The 18,168-nt window shown below is 63.6% G+C and carries 18 protein-coding genes; 13 read left to right on the top strand and 5 right to left on the bottom strand.

The window, feature by feature from the left end; genetic code table 11:
- Positions 1-12: 12 nt before the first annotated feature.
- The 4 genes from ACI8UR_RS03520 (at position 13) to ACI8UR_RS03505 (ending at position 4,369) form a co-directional block, all read left to right on the top strand.
- On the top strand, positions 13-2,793 hold the full coding sequence (locus ACI8UR_RS03520; RefSeq protein ID WP_415087560.1) for an oligosaccharyl transferase, archaeosortase A system-associated: 2,781 nt from the start codon (positions 13-15) through the stop codon (positions 2,791-2,793).
- Positions 2,794-2,798: 5 nt separating this feature from the next.
- Positions 2,799-3,743 carry a DUF368 domain-containing protein gene (locus ACI8UR_RS03515; protein ID WP_411714349.1) on the top strand — a complete coding sequence of 315 codons (945 nt, stop codon included), beginning with the start codon at positions 2,799-2,801 and terminating at the stop codon, positions 3,741-3,743.
- A 76-nt stretch (positions 3,744-3,819) separates the two neighbouring features.
- Complete coding sequence (locus ACI8UR_RS03510) at positions 3,820-4,044, top strand: hypothetical protein (RefSeq protein WP_411714348.1); 225 nt, start codon at positions 3,820-3,822, stop codon at positions 4,042-4,044.
- 106 nt (positions 4,045-4,150) lie between these two features.
- The gene (locus ACI8UR_RS03505) at positions 4,151-4,369 is read left to right on the top strand and encodes a hypothetical protein (protein WP_411714347.1); all 219 of its coding nucleotides are present in this window, start codon (positions 4,151-4,153) and stop codon (positions 4,367-4,369) included.
- Here ACI8UR_RS03505 and ACI8UR_RS03500 read toward each other — a convergent pair whose 3' ends face one another.
- Positions 4,370-5,566 carry an FAD-dependent oxidoreductase gene (locus tag ACI8UR_RS03500; RefSeq protein ID WP_411714346.1) on the bottom strand — a complete coding sequence of 399 codons (1,197 nt, stop codon included), beginning with the start codon at positions 5,564-5,566 and terminating at the stop codon, positions 4,370-4,372.
- A gap of 76 nt (positions 5,567-5,642) precedes the next feature.
- Here ACI8UR_RS03500 and ACI8UR_RS03495 point away from each other — a divergent pair, with 76 nt between their 5' ends.
- The 8 genes from ACI8UR_RS03495 to hflX all read left to right on the top strand — a co-directional run bounded on the left by ACI8UR_RS03495 (position 5,643) and on the right by hflX (position 14,685).
- A complete protein-coding gene (locus tag ACI8UR_RS03495; RefSeq protein WP_411714345.1) occupies positions 5,643-6,629 on the top strand; it encodes a PLP-dependent cysteine synthase family protein in 987 nt (328 codons plus the stop codon).
- Positions 6,630-6,674: 45 nt separating this feature from the next.
- Positions 6,675-7,370, top strand: coding sequence for an RNase P subunit p30 family protein (locus ACI8UR_RS03490; RefSeq protein WP_411714344.1), 696 nt, complete (start codon positions 6,675-6,677; stop codon positions 7,368-7,370).
- Positions 7,354-7,956 (top strand): class I SAM-dependent methyltransferase, encoded by a 603-nt coding sequence (locus ACI8UR_RS03485; protein WP_411714343.1) that lies wholly within the window; start codon positions 7,354-7,356, stop codon positions 7,954-7,956. Before ACI8UR_RS03490 ends, ACI8UR_RS03485 begins: the two co-directional genes overlap by 17 nt.
- A gap of 76 nt (positions 7,957-8,032) precedes the next feature.
- Positions 8,033-8,518, top strand: coding sequence for an Rpp14/Pop5 family protein (locus ACI8UR_RS03480; protein ID WP_411714342.1), 486 nt, complete (start codon positions 8,033-8,035; stop codon positions 8,516-8,518).
- A gap of 2 nt (positions 8,519-8,520) precedes the next feature.
- Complete coding sequence (gene psmA, locus ACI8UR_RS03475; protein ID WP_411714341.1) at positions 8,521-9,270, top strand: archaeal proteasome endopeptidase complex subunit alpha; 750 nt, start codon at positions 8,521-8,523, stop codon at positions 9,268-9,270.
- Between the two features lie 188 nt (positions 9,271-9,458).
- Positions 9,459-12,530: a S8 family serine peptidase gene (locus ACI8UR_RS03470; protein ID WP_411714340.1), complete on the top strand. Its 3,072-nt coding sequence runs from the start codon at positions 9,459-9,461 to the stop codon at positions 12,528-12,530.
- Between the two features lie 44 nt (positions 12,531-12,574).
- Complete coding sequence (locus ACI8UR_RS03465; RefSeq protein ID WP_411714339.1) at positions 12,575-13,300, top strand: ribosome assembly factor SBDS; 726 nt, start codon at positions 12,575-12,577, stop codon at positions 13,298-13,300.
- Between the two features lie 77 nt (positions 13,301-13,377).
- The gene (gene hflX, locus ACI8UR_RS03460; RefSeq protein ID WP_411714338.1) at positions 13,378-14,685 is read left to right on the top strand and encodes a GTPase HflX; all 1,308 of its coding nucleotides are present in this window, start codon (positions 13,378-13,380) and stop codon (positions 14,683-14,685) included.
- Positions 14,686-14,700: 15 nt separating this feature from the next.
- On the opposite strand, the gene moaC is transcribed toward hflX, so the two are convergent.
- The gene (moaC, locus tag ACI8UR_RS03455) at positions 14,701-15,183 is read right to left on the bottom strand and encodes a cyclic pyranopterin monophosphate synthase MoaC (protein WP_411714337.1); all 483 of its coding nucleotides are present in this window, start codon (positions 15,181-15,183) and stop codon (positions 14,701-14,703) included.
- 45 nt (positions 15,184-15,228) lie between these two features.
- Positions 15,229-16,662, bottom strand: a complete 1,434-nt coding sequence (locus tag ACI8UR_RS03450) for an NAD(P)H-hydrate dehydratase (RefSeq protein ID WP_411714336.1) — start codon at positions 16,660-16,662, stop codon at positions 15,229-15,231.
- A 191-nt stretch (positions 16,663-16,853) separates the two neighbouring features.
- Between ACI8UR_RS03450 and ACI8UR_RS03445 the strand changes: the two genes are divergently transcribed.
- Positions 16,854-17,648, top strand: coding sequence for a hypothetical protein (locus ACI8UR_RS03445; protein WP_411714335.1), 795 nt, complete (start codon positions 16,854-16,856; stop codon positions 17,646-17,648).
- Between the two features lies 1 nt (position 17,649).
- On the opposite strand, the gene ACI8UR_RS03440 is transcribed toward ACI8UR_RS03445, so the two are convergent.
- A complete protein-coding gene (locus ACI8UR_RS03440) occupies positions 17,650-17,928 on the bottom strand; it encodes an acylphosphatase (protein WP_411714334.1) in 279 nt (92 codons plus the stop codon).
- 23 nt (positions 17,929-17,951) lie between these two features.
- Positions 17,952-18,168, bottom strand: a 217-nt coding sequence (locus ACI8UR_RS03435) for a hypothetical protein (protein WP_415087559.1), incomplete at its 5' end; no start/stop codon positions are given.

The raw sequence follows: 18,168 nt of genomic DNA, 5'->3' as shown, positions 1-18,168 counted from the left end.
TGGGTCTGGACAATGAGTCAACGGTGGGAACAACTCGAAGAGCGACTCGACGAGTACGAGTCGCAACTCGACACCGTATATCAGCTGTACCACATCCCAGTTCTCGTGGCCCTCATGGCGTTCATGCTGTGGGTTCGGGTTCGAAACTGGAAGCGGTTCGCCCGAGACGACGGCACCATGCTCTACAGCGGGAACGACGCATGGTACCACTACCGGTCGGTGAACTATGTCATTGAGAACTATCCCTACACGATGCCGTACGATGTGTGGACCGGCTTCGACACCGGAACCACGACTGGTCAGTTCGGCACGATTTTCGACCAGATCATCGCGACCGTCATCCTCATTGTCGGTCTCGGAGACCCCTCGCAGTCGACTATCGACATGGTGTTCTTCTTCGCACCGGCCGTCTTCGGCGTGCTCTGTGCGATCCCCATTTTCTTCATCGGCAAGCGCTTCGGCGGCCGGTTCGGTGGTCTCATCGCTGTCACCCTCCTCGCGCTGACGCCAGGGACGTTCCTCACGCGCAGTACGGCCGGATTCTCCGATCACCAGGTCGCCGAGACGCTGTTCCAGGCGACCGCGCTTTTGATGTTCATGGTGATGTTCACCGTCGCCCAGCGCGAGAAACCCATCTACGAGTTCTTCACGACGCGTGAGTTCGACCTGCTGAAGGAACCCCTGCTCTGGGCGGTCGCAGCCGGCGTCGCCACTACTGTCTATCTTCTGACATGGCCGCCGGGCGTCTTCTTCGTCGGCATCCTTGGCTTCGTCGTTCTCATCCACCTCGTCCTCGAGTATCTCCGAGGGCATAGCCCAGACCACGTGGCGATTCCGACCGCCGTCGCAATGGGCGTCGTCGCAATACTGCTACTGCCGTTGGTTGAAACGTTCGCGCTGACTGCGACGGATCAGAGTATCCTCCAGCCGCTTCTCGCGCTCGCCGTCGGCGCTGGTGCGCTGTTCATGGCCGGACTAGCGCGACTGCTTGAGGAGCGTGACCTGCCGCGGACAGCGTATCCAGCTGCGGTGGCCGGTATCGGTATCGTTGGCGCCGGGTTCGTCGCTATCGTTCTTCCGAACGTGTTCGATTTCTTCATCGACCAGTTCCTCCGTGTCGTCGGTCTCTCGAGTTCCGACACGGCTCAGACGGTCGGTGAGGCACAGTCCATCGCCAATCCGACCAGGTTCTTCTATCGTTCCTACGGTCTCGCTATCTATACGGCAGTGCTCGGCTTCGGTCTCATCACGTACCGACTGGCCCGCGCCGCCCGACCGAAAGGTGAGCACACGCTTATCCTTGTCTTCAGCGTGTTCATGCTGTTTGCGACGCTCACCCAGCGGCGGTTTGATTACTACTTCGTCATCGCAGTCGCCACGCTCAACGCCTACGTCGTCCACTGGGTGTTCCAGTTCGTCGACTTCGACGACGTCCGCCGCGACATCAGGAACATTCAGCCGTACCAGGTGCTGGTCATGGTGGCTATCATCTTCGTCGTCGCAGGGCCACTCGCCGTGGTCGGGGCCCCGGTCGCGGCAACGGCGAACGACAGCCCCGGTTCGGTGCAGAACTGGGAGGGGAGCCTCGAGTGGCTCTCCGAGGAGACGCCCGAAGTGGGTTCCTACAACACAGGTGATGCCCCGCGACTCGAGAAGTACGGCTCCTACGAGCGGACGGAGGACTTCGAATACCAGAGCGGCGAGTACGGCGTGTTGGCGTGGTGGGACTACGGCCACTGGATCACGGCCCTCGGTGACCGAATCCCGGTCGCAAACCCGTTCCAGCAGCACGCAACGGAATCGGCCGACTTCCTGCTCGCGGACGAGGAGGGTGAAGCGCTCAAAATCCTCGAGGAAGACAGCGGCGAGGCCGAGGGCGTCCAATATATCATGGTCGACTATCAGCTCGGCTACGCCGGAACCACGAAGTACAACGCGCCGACGGCGTTCGACTCGCGCCACAACGTCTCTCGAGGCGATATTGGTGTGAGCGTCTACCGTCAGGGGAGCCGCCGACCGGTGTACGGCGTCCACACCCAGCGCGGCTACGAGAGCATGCGCGTTCGCCTCTATCAGTTCCACGGGTCGGCGCGTGAACCATCGCAGTTCGTTACCCGGTTCGGTCAGTACAACCCCGAGGCCGGCGCTGCCTCGGTGCCCGAGGACGGCCGGCCGGTCAAGCGGTACAACAGCACTGAAGAAGCACGCCGGGCTGCCGAACAGGATCCCAACGCGATACAAGGTGGCGTTCTCGGCCAGCCGAGCGAACGCGTCGAAGCGCTCGAACACTTCCGACTCGTCCACGGAAGTGAGGCCGCTGTGGCTTCGCCGTTCCGACGTGCAATCGGACAGAACCAGCCCCGTGAGTCGTGGGTCAAGACGTTCGAGCGCGTCGACGGCGCGACGATCAAGGGCACTGGCCCCGCGAACGCCACGGTGCAGACGAGCGTCCAGATGCGGATTCCGACGACGAATCAGACGTTCTTCTACAACCAGTTCGCAGAGACCGACGAGAACGGCAACTTCGAGATGGTCGTCCCGTACTCGACGACCGGCTACGACAACTACGGCCCCGAAAACGGCCACACGAACGTCAGCGTCCGGGCGACCGGCCCGTACATTTTCCAGGCGTTCCCACAGGACAGCATCGTCGCATGGACGGGTCAGACAGAAGTGACCGAAGGACAGGTCATCGGCGAGAATCAGACCGCCGTGACGGTCGAACTTGAAGGCCAAGAGCCCGGGGGCGCAAACGAGACCCAGAGCCAGCAACGCACCGTCCAGACACCCTAAATCGGATGGCACGTCCGACCGGACTTCGCGCGTGGGTGACGGTGTACCTGAAGGGCGTCTGCATGGGCGCCGCCGACACCGTCCCGGGCGTCTCCGGAGGCACGCTCGCGGTCATTCTCGGCGTGTACGAACGGCTCATCACCGCGCTCACGGCAATCGACCCGCGAGCGATTCGACATCTGAAACACCTCCACACGAGCGAAGGTCGCGCCGAGCTTTCGGTCGACCTCGTTCGCATGGACGTCCCCTTCCTGCTCGTGTTGGGCACGGGTGTCCTATCCGCGGCAGCGACCATCGCGACCGCGATGCACGTCGCCGTAACAGAGTATCCCGCACCTACCTACGCGTTCTTTTTCGGACTCATCGCCGCCTCGGCGGTCGTGCTCTATCGGTACGTCGACGCCGGAACCCCGCGGCGGGGCGTGGTTGGAGCCGTCGGCTTCACGCTGGCTTTTCTCATCACCAACCCATCGTTGAACGGTGCCGCGCCGTCGACGCTTCCGATGCTGTTTCTGGCCGGGATGATAGCCATCTCCGCGATGGTGCTGCCGGGCGTCTCCGGGGCGTTCCTCCTGTTGGTGCTCGGTCAGTACGAGTTCATCAGCGGTATCCCCCGGGCGATCGTCTCGGGGCTCACCGACGCGGTTGGCGGTGATTTCGGTTCACTCATGGATGCCATCGTTCCCTTCGCAGCGTTCGCGGGCGGTGCCATTGTCGGTGTCTTCTCGGTCGCCTATGCGGTCAGAGCAGCACTGAGCCGGTACCGAGAAGCCACGCTCGTCTTCCTGGTCAGTCTCATGGTGGGTGCGTTGCGATTACCAGTCAACGAGGTCGTGGTGAACGTCGCTGGCCTCACGCTGCGAACCGGTGTGGTCGTCGCGGTTCCAGCGGTAGTCGGTGCCCTCGTCGTTTTCGGACTCGACTATTTCACTGATGACCTCGAATACTGACTGTAGCGACCTTCTGGGGCACATTCAGGGTGAATTTGGGTAAAGGTTGATGTGGAAGATTCGCCCACAAACGTGTATGGGAAATCTGGGTCTGAAACGAGCGATGAACGCCCTCGATGGGACGTTGCATCTCCGGGGCTCGATCGAGGCGACCGCGTTCTGGGCAGCTATTGTACTTCCCCTCGCGTACGTGCCGCTTCTGGCAGATGGACTCGGAACGACACAGGAGGGAGGGCTGTTTGCCGCGGTGTTGGTGTTCCATCTCGTCGCGCTTCGCCTCGGCCACACCTACGGACGATAGTTTCGCGCTGGTTCGACAGAAGCCGGGAGGGGCCGTTCTATATGTTAAAGTCCCCGGAGTGTCCCGGCAGCAGCCCCATATGCGTGAAACAGCCGTTATCAGGTGTATGGGGAGTTCCGAAGGTACAGCGGATTTCAAAAGCAACGCGGCAGGGCTCAAAGAGCCGATAGAGGCAGCTTCCTTCTGGCTGGCGGTTCTACTGCCGGCAGCATATCTACCGCTGTTCTATCTCGGCCTGGGCGGCACCACGGAGGCGGCCGGCTTCGTTACCCTCGTCGCCGTCCACCTGTTCGTGTTGACCATCGGCCATACACACCGGCGCTGATTACCCGATTTCGTCAGCATCCGCCGGATTCACCGCATCGAACTCACCGACCCATCGGTCGAGCGTCTCGGCGTCGTCGGCGGGCAACGGTGTTCTCTCCGTCCGACACGGTTCTTCGATGCCGAGATGATCACAGACAGCATCCGTTACAGCTTCGGCCATCAGCCGGTGCGTCGTCAGCTTTCCACCGGTGACCGTCGTCAGACCGGGCCGACCGTCCGACGTGTGGTCGAGCACCTGAAACCCTCGAGAGGCGTCGCGGCCGCGGCCGCCACCCCCGCCGTAGAGGGGTCTGACTCCCCAGTAGACGTCTTCGATGGCTGCGTCGGTGACCGCAGGCAGCAGCGCCACGCCCTCCCGAACCATTGTCTCGACCGCAGCCTCGTCTTTCGGGAACGTCTCGGGGTCGTCGACGTCGGTGCTCGTGGTGCCCAGCACGATACGGCTCTCGTGTGGCACTGCGATATCGCCGTCCGTCGGCGGTCGACAGCGGTTGATGACCGAGTCGACGGTCGGGACGGCAACCGAAACCATGACGCCGCTCGTGGGCGCCATCGGCACGTCGATATCCGCCAGGTTCGCGATTCGACTGGCCCACGCGCCGCCGGCGTTGATGACGTGGTCGGCTTTGCGTTCGCCGTCCACGGTTTCGACTCCGACGACGCAACCGTCGTCGACGAGGATATCCGAGACGGGCGTGTTGACGTGGATGCTCGCACCGTGCTCGCGAGCCGACACCGCCGTGGCGGCGACCAGCCGCGACGGATAGATGACCCCATCTGGAACACGGAACGCTCTCTCGACGCGTGGGGAAAGTTCGGGCTCGATGTCGCGTGCTTCCGCGGGTGAGAGCTCCTCGGCCGGGATACCGAGGTCTCGACAGGCACTCAATCGTTCCGTACAGTGTTGTGGGTCGTCGCCGGGAAGCTGGACGAACAGCCCGCCCGTTTCGCGGACGGCCTCGCCAGCGATATCCCGCAGTACGTCGTTTTCGCGAATGCATTCGGAGGCTCCCTCCGGGTCGGTCGTCGCATAGCGGGCGCCGCTGTGGAGGACGCCGTGTGAGTGGCCGGTGGTTCCGGTACCGAGACCACCCCGTTCGTACAGCTGTACGTCGGCGCCACGCATCGCCAGGTCGCGTGCGATACCGACGCCCGTCGCGCCGCCCCCGACAATGATGACGTCCGTCTCAGCCATAGCGACTGTTCGGCCGCCGGTCGTTTGAGTGTGTTCGTCCCTACCGCTTTTGTCAATACAGGGTGACGAATGGGATATGGAGTTCTCGGTCGGCGCGACACCGCTTGTCGAACTCGACCTCGGCATCGAGCCGGCCGTATACGGCAAAGTCGAGTGGTTCAACGCGGCATCGGCCGATTACGGCGGTGGGTCGGTGAAAACCCGCATCGGGAAGGCTATGCTCGATGCGGCCGAGGCGAAGGGTGACCTCGATGACGATCCGACGCTACTGGAAGCGTCCAGCGGCAACACTGGCGCGGCAGTCGCCCGGGTCGGCGCCGAACGGGGCTACGATGTCGAAATCGTCATGCCGGACAGTGCTGGCCGAGGGAAGGTCGAGGCCGTCGCGGACGCGGGCGCCGAAAGCAGCTTCGTGCCCCGAGAGCGGGGATACGACGCGTTCGTCACGGAATGCCGACAGCGACTGCGCGCCCACCCCGACCGGTATTACCATCTCGACCAGTATTCGAACCCCGCAAACCCGGCAGTTCATGCGTCGACGACCGGCCCCGAAATCTGGCAGAGCACCGATGGCGAGGTGACACATTTCGTTGCCGGGGCTGGCACCGGCGGTACCGTCACGGGCGTCAGCCGCGCGCTCTCCGACCGTGGCGTCGCTATCCACGGCTACGAGCCCGCAGACATCGACCACGAGATCGCCGGACTCAAGCATATGAGCGCTCCCGAGAAGTTCGTTCCCGAGACGTTCGAACCGGACGCACTCGACGGCCGACACATCGTCCGTACCGAAGTTGCGAACGAATACGTTCGGCTCCTCCGGCGGCGCCACGCGGATTCTCCCGTCCCGATTCGGGATACCGGACAATGGTCTGTCGACGCAATCCGTGAGCATCTCCGGGTCGACGGCGAGTTCATCGTCGGCCCGTCGAGCGGCGGATGTGCGGCACTCGTCGAGCGACTGACACGGGAGGGACGCATCGGGCCGACCGACACCGTCGTTATCCCACTCGCTGACCGCGGGGACAGGTATCCCGAGCGCGACCTGTGGGCCGACGTGCTCTGACGCCGAGACGCAACACCAAAGAGCGCGCCGGGCACAGTCCGTTCCATGTACGAGGGCGTCCACGCACATCCCGACGGCGAAGCCACCGTCGCTCGGCTGGCGAGCACCGCCGCCGACTACGGGTACGATGGCATCGTGGTACGCAACCACGGCGACGCCCAGACCGACTACGACGCCGAGGCCATCAGCGACGCGTATGGCATCGACATCGCCACCGGCATCGAAATCAGAAGTGACGATGCCGGACAGGCCAGCGGCCTCATCGGCAACTACCGCTCGAAGCGCGACGTCATCTGCGTACACGGCGGCTCGCTGAACCGCTTTGCCGTCGAACAGCCGAAAGTTGACGTCCTCGCCCATCCGATGCGCGACGGCGACGTCAACCACGTCCTCGCGAAGGCGGCAGCCGAGAACGGCGTCCACCTGGAGTTCAACTTCGGGCGTGTCCTCAGGGATGATGGCGGCCCCCGCGTGCAGGCGATTCAGGGGCTCAGAAAGCTCCGTGAGCTTGTCGAACAGTACGACGTCCCCTACGTCGTCTCTGCGGACGCGCGCTCGCACCTCCAGTTGCGTGCTCCCAGAGAGTTGTTTGCCATCGGCGAAACCATTGGCTTCGACAGTGATGATATCGAACAGGGCCTCAAAGCGTGGGGCGACATCGTCGATCGGAACCGCGAGCGACGCTCCGAGACGTTCATAGAGCCTGGCGTCCGTATCGAAGAGCATGAAGAAGACGCTTGAGGAACACGCCGCACGGTTCGACGAGGTCGCACCGGAGTACGACGAACAGAAACGCGAGGAGTATCGCGCCTGCGTCTCGCTCGTCGTCGAGCACGCCGACCCCCGCCCGGACGATGTAGTGCTCGATCTGGGCTGTGGCACCGGCGCTATCGGCCTGGGGCTGGCCGAATCAGCCGGCGAAGTCATTGGTCGGGACATCAGCGAGGGGATGATGGATGAGGCCCGCCGCAAAGCCGCTGAGCGCGGGCTCGATAACATCTCTTTTGCCGAGGGAACGTTCCGAGAGCCGAACTGCGAGTCAGCCGACGTGGTTGTCTCGAACTTCGCGATGCATCACCTCTCGGACGAGGAGAAACGCGAGGCCATCGAGGTCATCGCGGGGATGGAGCCGCGTCGATTTGTGCTCGGTGACGTGATGTTCTTCGGCGAACCCGACCCTGAGGAACCGTTCTACAGCCCGGCAGTCGACGACCCAGCGACAGTCGGGGTACTGGCCGATGCGCTCACCGACGCTGGCTTCTCGCTGACGGCCGTCGAGATGGTACACGAACAGGTCGGCGTGCTCGTGGCAGAGCGGTCGGCGTAGAACCCGCGTCGAACCTCAGCTGAAAACGCTCTCGAGACCACCGAGATTATGCGCGCCGGGAGCGAATCGGCGCCTAATGAAGCACCTCCCAAAGCATCTCCGGCCGCGGTGGCGATATCTCGCGGTCGGGCTGGAGTCGTGGCCCGACGCCGACCTCGACCGGCGGTCGTTTCAGCGCGAACTGTGGTTCGCAGCGCAGAACCTCATCGGCGACGCGGGGAGTGCCGACCTCGATGGCAGCGTGCTCCATTTCCGCTTCGAGGATGGCGAGGGTGATGCAGTGGTTCGAGCGCGCCGCGATGAGGTCGACCGACTGCGTGCTGTGTTGGCAACCATCGACGAGATCGACGGGCAGCCGCTCGGCGTCTTCGTTCGCGGCATCAGCGGCACGGTACGCGCCTGTGAGGAAAAGTATATACGACGTCCGGGGGAAGAAAGTGAAGAGAGAACCGTCGTGTTCGCGAACGCCGACCGGCCCGCCGTCCGTCGGAACGACCGATTCGACGTGCGACTCTCCGGCGGCTACGTGGGCGCGACAGCACTCGATATCCGCGACAACTAACAATGCAGGGACAATCGCAGCAGCAGGCGTACGACCGGGGGATTACCATCTTCTCCCCGGACGGCCGTCTGTACCAGGTCGAGTACGCGCGCGAGGCGGTCAAACGAGGCACGGCGTCCATCGGTATCCGCACCGAAGATGGCGTCGTGCTGGCGGTCGACAAGCGCATCCGTTCGCCCCTGATGGAGCGAACGAGCGTCGAGAAGATCCACAAAGCCGACGACCACATCGGCATCGCAAGCGCCGGCCACGTGGCCGACGCCCGCCAGCTCATCGACTTCGCGCGACGGCAGGCACAGGTCAACACGCTCCGCTACGACGAGCCAATCGGTGTCGAGACGCTGACGAAGGCCGTCACCGACCACATCCAGCAGTACACGCAGGTCGGTGGCGCCCGTCCGTTCGGCGTCGCCCTGATTATCGGCGGCATCAAGGATGGCGAACCGCGTCTCTACGAGACCGACCCCTCGGGCACGCCGTACGAGTGGCAGGCACTCGCCGTCGGCGCCGACCGCGGCGATATCGAGGATTACCTCGAAGAGAACTACCGTGACGATCTCGAAGTCGATGAGGGCGTCGGCCTCGCGCTGAAGGCGCTGGCCTCCGTCAGCGAGGACGGGCTCACCCCCGAAGGAATCGGCCTCGCGACCGTCTCCGTCGGCGATGAGGGCTTCAAGCAGCTCTCCGACGAGGAAATCGAGACCCACCTCGAAGCCCACGACCTGCTCGGCGACGAAGAAGACGAAGAGTAATCGCACGGACGTGCCGTTTTCACGCTATTCATCTCGGGTAGTTACAACTGCATGGTCACAGCCCTGTACAGACGATTGGACGCTTTTGTCAGAAATTTCTATTAGTGGCGACTTTTGCGCTGATACAGACCCCCATGTCAGAAAACCCCACAGAGAACAGCGACAACGCGTTTTCGCGCAGGACGTTCATGAAAGCGACCGGTGCGGCCACAGGAGCGAGCGCACTCGGCCTCGGCGCGACTGGCTCGGTAGCCGCCGAAATCGATGAACTCGATGCGCGCCTCCTCAACTGGCGGAACGTAGAGGCGAAGAAGGTCTGGGACAGGGGCTATCGCGGCCGCCCGGATCGGACGCTCGCGCTGACGGATTCAGGCATCAGCGCCCGTCATCCCGACCTTGGACCGTGGAACGGCATTACAGCCGTCATCGAGAACGACGAACTGCTGCTCGTCGACACCGAAAAAAGCAACCGAAAAATCGAACAGATTGGCTCCCAAATCACGGATTTCCGAACGGGAACCGCCGGCCCCGGAACGTTCGTCGAAGGGAGCGAAGTAACGACCGAACAGTTCGTGCCGAGCGAGGTCGTCGAGAACGAACTGGAGGCGAGCGGCGAGCCCGTCCAGCTCGGTGCCGAGCTTTACTGGGAACCCTACCAGGACAACACGAACGACCTCGAACTTCGGCTTGATATTCAGGGCGACGACGGCACCTGGTCGGAAGTCGCCACGGCGGCGACCGCCGACATGCCCGAGACGCTCTCCGGCGTCGACATTGACGCCGATGCGACGTATCGGTTCGTCGCGGAGCAGTACACGAACACGAACTGTGATTTCCGAATCAATCTCTCGTTGTCAGAAGTGACGGGAAAACTCAAAACCGTAGACGAGAGCCCGTTCGCGGCTCTCGATGATGGTTCGGACGGGCCGATTCCAAAGACCGTCGGCTGGTACGACGCTGGCAGCCGGTACGGCAGCTACGACAAACCACGTGACTCGAACGGTCACGGGTCACACGTCTCCGGTATCATGGCCGGGTCGGGACGTGCGTCGACGCTCGATTATCAGAACACCGAACTGAAGGAACCGCGGGCGCTACTGTTACCGGGTGATTTCATCGAATACGAAGTCGACATCGGTGCGGCGTCGACGGTGTTCGTCTCGGGGCTCGGCGAGAACGTCAAAATCGAGATCATCTACGATGATGAAGTCGTCCACGAGTCGCCGCTCCGACTCGACAGCATCATCGCCGACGAACCCGCAGTTCACGACTCCGGAACGGAAACGTATACGATTCGCGTCCGTCCGATGGAGAGCCGAGCAGCCGTCCCCGTGGCCCAGCAGGCCCAGAACGGGAACCCGACGACCGGACGGCTCAAGAAAATCGCCATCGGCTCGTATATCCCCCCAGCCGACGTGGCCGAGGGTGGAGCACGGACGGCGGACGGCCCACAGGCGGTACACCCCGGTATCGCGCCGAACGCGTCGCTCGTCGGCCTCCAGGGACTTAGCGGGCCGACCGTCGACCTCGGAGAGTACGCCGCGCAGTTCGCCAAGACGTTCAACATGCGCGCGGTGAACATGTCGTGGGGGTACGTCTTCGGCCTGCCGCTCGGCGCGTTCGGCGGTACGCTCGATAACACGCCGGCAGCGCTGAAAAAGATCGCAGAGGCCGGCATCCTGACGGTCGCAGCCGCCGGGAACTTCATGACGCCTGCGAACGGGAACAGCGTGCCAGCGGGCATGGACGAACCCATCTCCGTCGCGGCGACTGGGCCCTTCGACGGCCTGACGCCGTATTCGGCGGGGGGTCTCGGCACCATAGACGAGGACGAGACCGACGTCGATCGGAAGCCGGACGTGACCGCACCGGGCGGCGACATCGACGATTACCTCGTCCGGTTCGCAACCGGCGTCGCAGGCCTGCCGTACCCGATTCCGTCGTACGACGAACTCGTCCGCTCCGTTCGGGCCGCGGATCCGGAAGAGAACTTCGAGGACGGCGACCCGCCGCGTGATTTCACCTCCTTCGGCGGTACCTCGATGGCGTCGCCGTACGTCTGCGGCATCTCCGGCCTCGTCGCACAGGCGATGGAGGAGGATGCACCCGAGCCGATAACTCTGCCGACCCCAGAGGAGCTCGCAGACATGCCGGATGCGGATGCCCTCCAGTGGACGTACCGGCTGAAGCAGGTCATCCTCGCGACGGCATCCGAGACGGCGTTCACCGCTGCACCGTATCACGCCGCGAAAACGCCCGCGCACGTACCCGTCTACACCCACGGCGGCCGCGACCCCTACGAAGGGTTCGGTCGTGCGAACCCCGACACCGCCGTCGACGCCGTTTCGCGAAACCTCCTCAACGAGACGCCTGACCTCGGCGATAAGGATCTCTCCGAAAGCTACCGGGAGTCGGTCGGCCTCTACATTCCCGAGGATTCCCGCGCGGTTGCGGGCTACGTGCAGGTACCCGGTGGTGACCTCGAGGCTTCCATCGAGTTCTCCGAGTACAGCGGTGGTAATGCGGGCATGGCGAAGGGCGACCCCCATCTCGACCTCTTCGTCTACGACGCCGAAGAACCCGCTGCGAACGGTGCACCCAACATCGTCGCGAGCGCCCGTGGCGAACAGGGTTCGGCCTCCGTCTCGGTCAGCGTCGACCGCGGCTCTCGCGAGAGCCCCACCGAGCGAACGTTCTTCGTCGTTGCGAAAATCGTCAACGTCCCCGGCGTGGTTAACGGCTACGACGTCCAGGCGAACTTCGATTTCGATGTCGGCTTCTCGCCCGCGGCGGCGTTCGGCCCGAAGATAGTCGACTTCACCGCGAGCGGCAGTCGGAGCGACGACGGGTCGGTGTTCACCGGTGGGCAGACGAACCAGATTACGGTGACACTCTCGGAGTTCAACACAGACCTCACGGATGAAGCGAAGGTCTTCGGCGAGGTTCCCACGGAGTGGAACGTCATCACCGAGTACGGCGACGCAAAGGCCACGAAAGAGGTAGACGGCCGTACCCGTGTCACGCTCGCCAGGGACGGCGATACGACCGTGTCCGCGAGCGAGGTCAAGGGCGACAAGACGGTCTCGTTCTCCTACTTCGCCGAAGCCCCGGACACGGTGGATGCGACGGGGCCGTACACGCTCGGGCCCGCCCGAGCCGTCGCCGTCGACCCCAGCGTAGATGGTGACGGCGAGGTCGGAAGCGAGGAGGCCGAAGTCGGTGCTGCTGACACGAACGTCGTCATCGGTCAGGGCACCTGATCCGACCGCTGTAATTTTAACCCCGCCCGCCCGTAGCGGGTTGTATGATATCCCTTGACGAGGCGGTGACCGCTCGCCTCGAATCCCACGGCCAGCGGTTCGAGGTGCTCGTTGACCCCGACGCAGCGCTCACTATCAGACGCGGCGAGTTCGACGGTGACCTCGAGGACGTCATCGCCGCGGAAGACGTCTTCGAGGACGCCTCTTCCGGTGACCGACCGCCCGAGTCCGCCCTCGAGGAGGTGTTCGGCACCACCGACCCACTGGAAATCATCCCCGAGGTCATCACGGAGGGGGAAATCCAGATCACCGCTGAACAGCGCCGCGAGATGCAAGAGCAGAAACACAAACGGCTGATCAACCAGATCGCGCGCAACGCCGTCAACCCCCAGATGGACGATGCGCCCCACCCGCCGGAGCGCATCGAGCGAGCGCTCGAAGAGGCCGGGTTCCAGGTCGACCCGATGGAGCCGGTCGAAAACCAGGTGGACGAAGCCCTCGATGAACTTCGGCCCATCATCCCCATTCGCTTCGACGAGGTCGTGATGGCGGCGCAGGTGCCCGCCGATTACGCCGGGAGCGCACAGTCACAGATTCGGCAGTTCGGCGAACTCCAAGAGGAGGAGTGGCAGTCGGACGGCTCGTGGGTCGGCGTCCTCAAGTTCCCGGCCGGGCTCCAGAACGACTTTTACGACCTCGTCAACGAACACACGAGCGGCGAAGCCGAGACCAGAGTCGTCAAAGACGAGGACGAAATCGGGACACGGTAGCACGACGGCTGACCTAATGTTATTCTCTGTCACGACGACCCGTTGTTTAAATATCGTGGCCTCCTATTCGCAGGTAAGTGAAAGGTACTAACGGGACGGCCATCATCGCGAAGCGCGTCGATGAGGGCCATGCGGATACGGACGAGATTCGTGACCTCGCTCGTGCGGCCGGATACACGGTCGTGGGAGCGGTGACGCAGACGCGAACGGAAGACGCTGCGCTGTGTCTCGGGGAGGGAAAAGTCGAGGAACTGGCAGCGCTCGTCGCCGAAACCGAGGCAACGACGGTCATCTTCGATAACCGACTCGGCCCTTATCAGACGTATAACCTCGGAAATCAGCTTCCCGAGGGCATCGAGGTGGTCGACCGATTCAAGCTCATCCTCGACATCTTCGGCCAGCGCGCCCAGACGAAGAAAGCGCAACTGCAGGTCGAACTCGCGGAGCTACGCTACGAACTCCCGCGTGCGGAGGCGAAGGCGTCGCTTGCAAAGCGTGATGAACGCCCCGGCTTCATGGGGCTCGGTGAGTACGACGAGTCACGAGAACGCGACATCAAAGCCCAGATCAGTCGCATCAGCGACGAGCTGGAGCGTATCGAACAGACCGAGGAACATCGACGCGAGCAGCGACGTGAATCCGGCTTCGACCTCGTGGCGCTGGCTGGCTACACGAACGCCGGCAAATCGACGCTGCTTCGGCGGCTCGCTGCTGATGTCGACATCGATGAGAACGAGGGACTTCACCCCGATCTCGATTCGACCGCCGAATCCGAAGACCGGCTGTTCACGACGCTCGGGACGACGACCCGCCGCGCTGAATTCGACCGCCGTGACGTGCTCGTCACCGACACCGTCGGGTTCATCTCCGATCTGCCCCACTGGCTCGTCGAATCGTTCAAATCGACGCTCTCGGAGGTGTATCGGGCTGACCTCGTCCTTCTCGTGGTCGACGTCTCCGACCCTGTCGAGGGGATTCGCGAAAAGCTCGTCACGTCGCACGACACGTTGTACGAGCGAAACGAGGCGCCCATCGTCACGGTGCTGAACAAGATCGATGAGGTCAACGATGAAGAGCTTGCCCGCAAGAAGGAGGCACTGTCGGCGCTCGCGCCAAATCCCGTCGCGGTCAGCGCGATGGATGGCGAGAACATCGGCGATCTTCGGGAACGCATCGATGCGGAGCTCCCCGACTGGCGCCGGGAGCGACTGGTCATCCCGATGACCGACGAGACGATGAGCCTCGTCTCGTGGGTGCACGACCACGGCCACGTCGAAACGGTCGATTACGGCGACCAGGTGACCATCGACTTCGAGGCCCGCCCGTCGATAATCGAGCAGGCCCGCGCGAAAGCACAGAACCTCCCGACAGCGCCCGTCGAATAACGGTCAATCGGCCCGCTAGAGTTCGCGTTTTTCCTTCGAGACGACTTCGATGTCGGAGATGCGTGTCCCTGGGTACTGCCCGGCAGCGTCCTTTTCGGCGGCTTTCACCATATCCCAGATGACGTTCAGCCCGGTCGTGACGCCCTCCAGTGCCTCCATCTCACAGCCGGTCTTTCCGGTCGTCTCGACGGCGACCTCCAGTTCCACGCGATTGTCCTCAACCACGAACTCGGTGTCGATGTTCGTGATGGGAATCTGGTGGCACATGGGAATCGTCTCCCAGGTGTGCTTGACGGCTTGTATCGCGCCGACGCGGGCGACCGCCAGCACGTCGCCTTTCTCGACATCGTTTTCTCGAATCGCCTCGATAGTCGATGGCTGAAGCTGTATCGCCCCGCGGGCGACCGCCCGCCGGGCCGTGTCGGGTTTGTCGCCGACATCGACCATCTGCGCCTCGCCGTCGTCGGTGACGTGCGTAAGGTCTGACTCCTCGGTCATACCCCATCCTCACGAGGGAGAGGCGAAGAAACCTCCGGCAGCCAGTTACATCTCGGGCCAAAGCGCCGACGGCAGACCGTCGAGCAGGTCGGTCGCAGTGAGACCGAAAGCCCGCTCCTCGGCGACGATATCACCAGCGCGGCCGTTGGCGTAGGCGCCGAGTGCGGCAGCCGAAAGCGGGTCGAGCACGCACGCGAGCGCGGCCGTCGCGCCAGCGAGGACATCACCGGTGCCACCGACAGTCATACCGGGATTGCCCGTTCGGTTGACGCGCACCCCATTGCCGTCAGAAACCACGTCGTAGGCGCCTTTCACGAGTAGCGTGTGTCCGAGCTCGTCGGCGAACGACTGGACGAGGTCGGCTCGTTCACGCCAGCCGTCGGCTGTCTGGCCGCCCATCTGCTTGAGCTCTCCCTGATGTGGCGTACAGATGAGGGTCGCGCCCGTATCGAGGTCGGGGACGACTTGGAGTGCGTCGGCGTCGACGACTGCGCGACCGTCGAACTCCTCGAAGAACGCTGTTACGGCATCGAGTGAATCCTCGTGGTCGCCGAGTCCAGGTCCGAAAACGACACAGTCCATCCCTTCGGCACGGTCGAGCAGTTCCGGGACATGCTTCGGCGCAAGGTGACTGCCCGACAGCGAATCGACGATGAGGTTCTCGCTGTATCCCTGCACCTCACGGGCGACCGTTTCCGGGCACGCGACGTACGCGAGGTCGGCGCCAGCCCGGAGTGCGGCCTGTGCCGAAAGGGCCGGAGCGCCGGTGTACGGCCCCCCACCGACGACGAGCACACGGCCGAAATCCCCCTTGTGTGCAGCCGGGTTGCGGTCAAGTCGCAGAAGGTCACCCCGTTCGACGAACAGTTCGGCCGTCTCGGGGATACCGATATCCGCGACCGTCACGGACGCGTCGACTGATTCGAGGCCCGGCTTCATATCATGGAACGTGACGACCTGGTCTGCGTCGACAGCGACACCTTCCGATTCGCCCGTGTCAGCGTCGATGCCCGAGGGGACATCGACGGCGATGACCGTCGCATCGCTCGCATTGATGGCCTCCGTGGCAGTGGCTTCGGGCTCACGGAGCGCGCCCGTGACGCCGGTACCAAGCATCGCATCAACGACGACATCGGGCTCACCGAGGTCGAAATCGGTCGAATCGGTCACCTGGTGGGTGGCCAGTTCTGCCCGTTCGAGGGCATCCCAGTTCTCTCGGGCGATGTCGGTCGAAATCGTCTCGGGGCGCCCGAGCAGGTGGACGTGGACATTGTACTCCGAGAGGAATCGGGCGGCGACGAAGGCGTCGCCACCGTTGTTGCCGCGCCCACAGACGAGTGCCACTGTCGCACCCGGGTTGGCTTGGTCTCGAACGACGCGCGCGACGGCGTTCCCGGACGACTCCATTAACTGCTTGCGGGGCACACCGAGCGCCGCGGCGTTCTCGTCGACGACGGCCATCTCCTCGCTCGATATCATACGTGTGGATTCGGCTGCTCATGATTAAAGCCTCATACGGATTGTTGGAGTCGGTTCCGGGCGAACGCCGAGCAGTGCCGGCCGCTTGCCGATAATTTGGTGCAACAATCCGTATCAGTCCGAACACCCAGCCAACGGCACCCGGTCGGGTCACCTAAACCGTTTTATTTGAGGCCCAACACCCATCGAGGGTGCACCCGTTCCCGCCGACGCCGTCGCTTGCAGACGCTCCGGCCGACCGCTTCGAGCAGGGCCACCTCTGGCTCCAGGAGTGGGTCGTGGGCGCGCCGCTCCGATTCCGACTGGATGAAGCGGGTCTCATCTTCGGTGATGCCGACCGAATCTTCGACGCATGGGATGAACCGACGGGCTATGGGCATGCCGTTCGCTGGGTTCGGAGCCGATTCGACGAGGAGGCGTTTCGCGCGGAGGTCGACGCGACCGGCGAGTACACCTTCCTCGGTATCGCGACGCGGAACGAAGGCATCAACTACGATTGGGACAGCCTCCCCGGCTTCCTCGGTGTCGACATCTACGATACGGATGGGGAGGTACCACCCGACATCGCCGAGCGAGCCTTCGAGCGCCTCGGCCTCGACAGCCTGAACACCTTCAAAAAGGAGGTGCCGGCACGGGACTTCCGGCCCGACCGCCACGAGGTGCCCGAATCGGCGTGGTGCGACGGGCCGGCAGCGGGAACGCTCGTCCGGAACAAACGCGGCGAACGGGCGGTCATCCACAACCCCGCCGTCGAACGCGAGACGCCGGAATCAATCGACGCCGCGACGCTGGTCGACCGAGAACTCTCGCCGGAGCGAATCGACCGAGTCGCGTCCGAACTCGGTGAACAAGCATCGGTTGATGCTGTCCTCGACCGGTTAGTCGAGACGCTGGCGCGACGCCACTACGCGGCGCTGGACGACAGCGTCGATGGCGCCGCGATTCGGTCTGCGGCGGCCGAACCCGTCGCGCGACGGCTGGGCTGAGCTACCGACGAATCTCGAACCCGGAGTGGCCGTCCGGAGTGCCGTACTCGACCTCGACATCCTCGACTCGGGCCTGTGGACTGCCAGTGTGGCACCACTCGACCATTCCATCGACGGCAGCCTCTTTACCCTCGAAGACGGCTTCGACGCGGCCATCGTCGAGGTTCCGAACCCAGCCACCGACGCCGCGCTCTCTGGCCGCCTCGCGCGTGTTCGCACGGTAGTACACGCCCTGCACCCGACCGGAGACGAACACGTGTACGCGAATCCTGTCGCTCATGGGTCTCAGTTTTCACGGCAGCGTCAAAAGCCCCTGGCGTCACGACAGACGAGGTAGTTCGGGCCGTTACCCATGGCCTTGGTGGCACACAGCGGCGCGAGCGTGACGTCTCCGGAGTTCGGTGGCGTCGGAAGCGATTCATCGAGACAGACGACGACGGCATCGTCCGCGGCGGGCGCCCGATGGCGCCCATGTTCATCGCCTTCGAGTGACAGCGTGACCGGCCAGCTTTCCTCTGTG

Source organism: Natronomonas sp. (assembly GCF_047616845.1).
GTDB lineage: Archaea > Halobacteriota > Halobacteria > Halobacteriales > Haloarculaceae > Natronomonas.
Note: the sequence above shows the minus strand (reverse complement) of the source record. Positions and strands in the feature narration are given on the sequence as shown.

What these genes read in the sequence shown, in the direction of transcription:
- ACI8UR_RS03505 (WP_411714347.1), top strand. Translation starts at nt 4,151, where the DNA reads ATGGGGAGTTCCGAAGGTACAGCGGATTTCAAAAGCAACGCGGCAGGG.
- ACI8UR_RS03485 (WP_411714343.1), top strand. Translation starts at nt 7,354, where the DNA reads ATGAAGAAGACGCTTGAGGAACACGCCGCACGGTTCGACGAGGTCGCA.
- ACI8UR_RS03470 (WP_411714340.1), top strand. Translation starts at nt 9,459, where the DNA reads ATGAAAGCGACCGGTGCGGCCACAGGAGCGAGCGCACTCGGCCTCGGC.
- ACI8UR_RS03495 (WP_411714345.1), top strand. Translation starts at nt 5,643, where the DNA reads ATGGAGTTCTCGGTCGGCGCGACACCGCTTGTCGAACTCGACCTCGGC.
- ACI8UR_RS03510 (WP_411714348.1), top strand. Translation starts at nt 3,820, where the DNA reads ATGGGAAATCTGGGTCTGAAACGAGCGATGAACGCCCTCGATGGGACG.
- ACI8UR_RS03480 (WP_411714342.1), top strand. Translation starts at nt 8,033, where the DNA reads ATGAAGCACCTCCCAAAGCATCTCCGGCCGCGGTGGCGATATCTCGCG.
- ACI8UR_RS03500 (WP_411714346.1), bottom strand. Translation starts at nt 5,566, where the DNA reads ATGGCTGAGACGGACGTCATCATTGTCGGGGGCGGCGCGACGGGCGTC.
- ACI8UR_RS03515 (WP_411714349.1), top strand. Translation starts at nt 2,799, where the DNA reads ATGGCACGTCCGACCGGACTTCGCGCGTGGGTGACGGTGTACCTGAAG.
- moaC (WP_411714337.1), bottom strand. Translation starts at nt 15,183, where the DNA reads ATGACCGAGGAGTCAGACCTTACGCACGTCACCGACGACGGCGAGGCG.
- ACI8UR_RS03440 (WP_411714334.1), bottom strand. Translation starts at nt 17,928, where the DNA reads ATGAGCGACAGGATTCGCGTACACGTGTTCGTCTCCGGTCGGGTGCAG.
- psmA (WP_411714341.1), top strand. Translation starts at nt 8,521, where the DNA reads ATGCAGGGACAATCGCAGCAGCAGGCGTACGACCGGGGGATTACCATC.
- ACI8UR_RS03490 (WP_411714344.1), top strand. Translation starts at nt 6,675, where the DNA reads ATGTACGAGGGCGTCCACGCACATCCCGACGGCGAAGCCACCGTCGCT.
- ACI8UR_RS03465 (WP_411714339.1), top strand. Translation starts at nt 12,575, where the DNA reads ATGATATCCCTTGACGAGGCGGTGACCGCTCGCCTCGAATCCCACGGC.
- ACI8UR_RS03520 (WP_415087560.1), top strand. Translation starts at nt 13, where the DNA reads ATGAGTCAACGGTGGGAACAACTCGAAGAGCGACTCGACGAGTACGAG.
- ACI8UR_RS03450 (WP_411714336.1), bottom strand. Translation starts at nt 16,662, where the DNA reads ATGATATCGAGCGAGGAGATGGCCGTCGTCGACGAGAACGCCGCGGCG.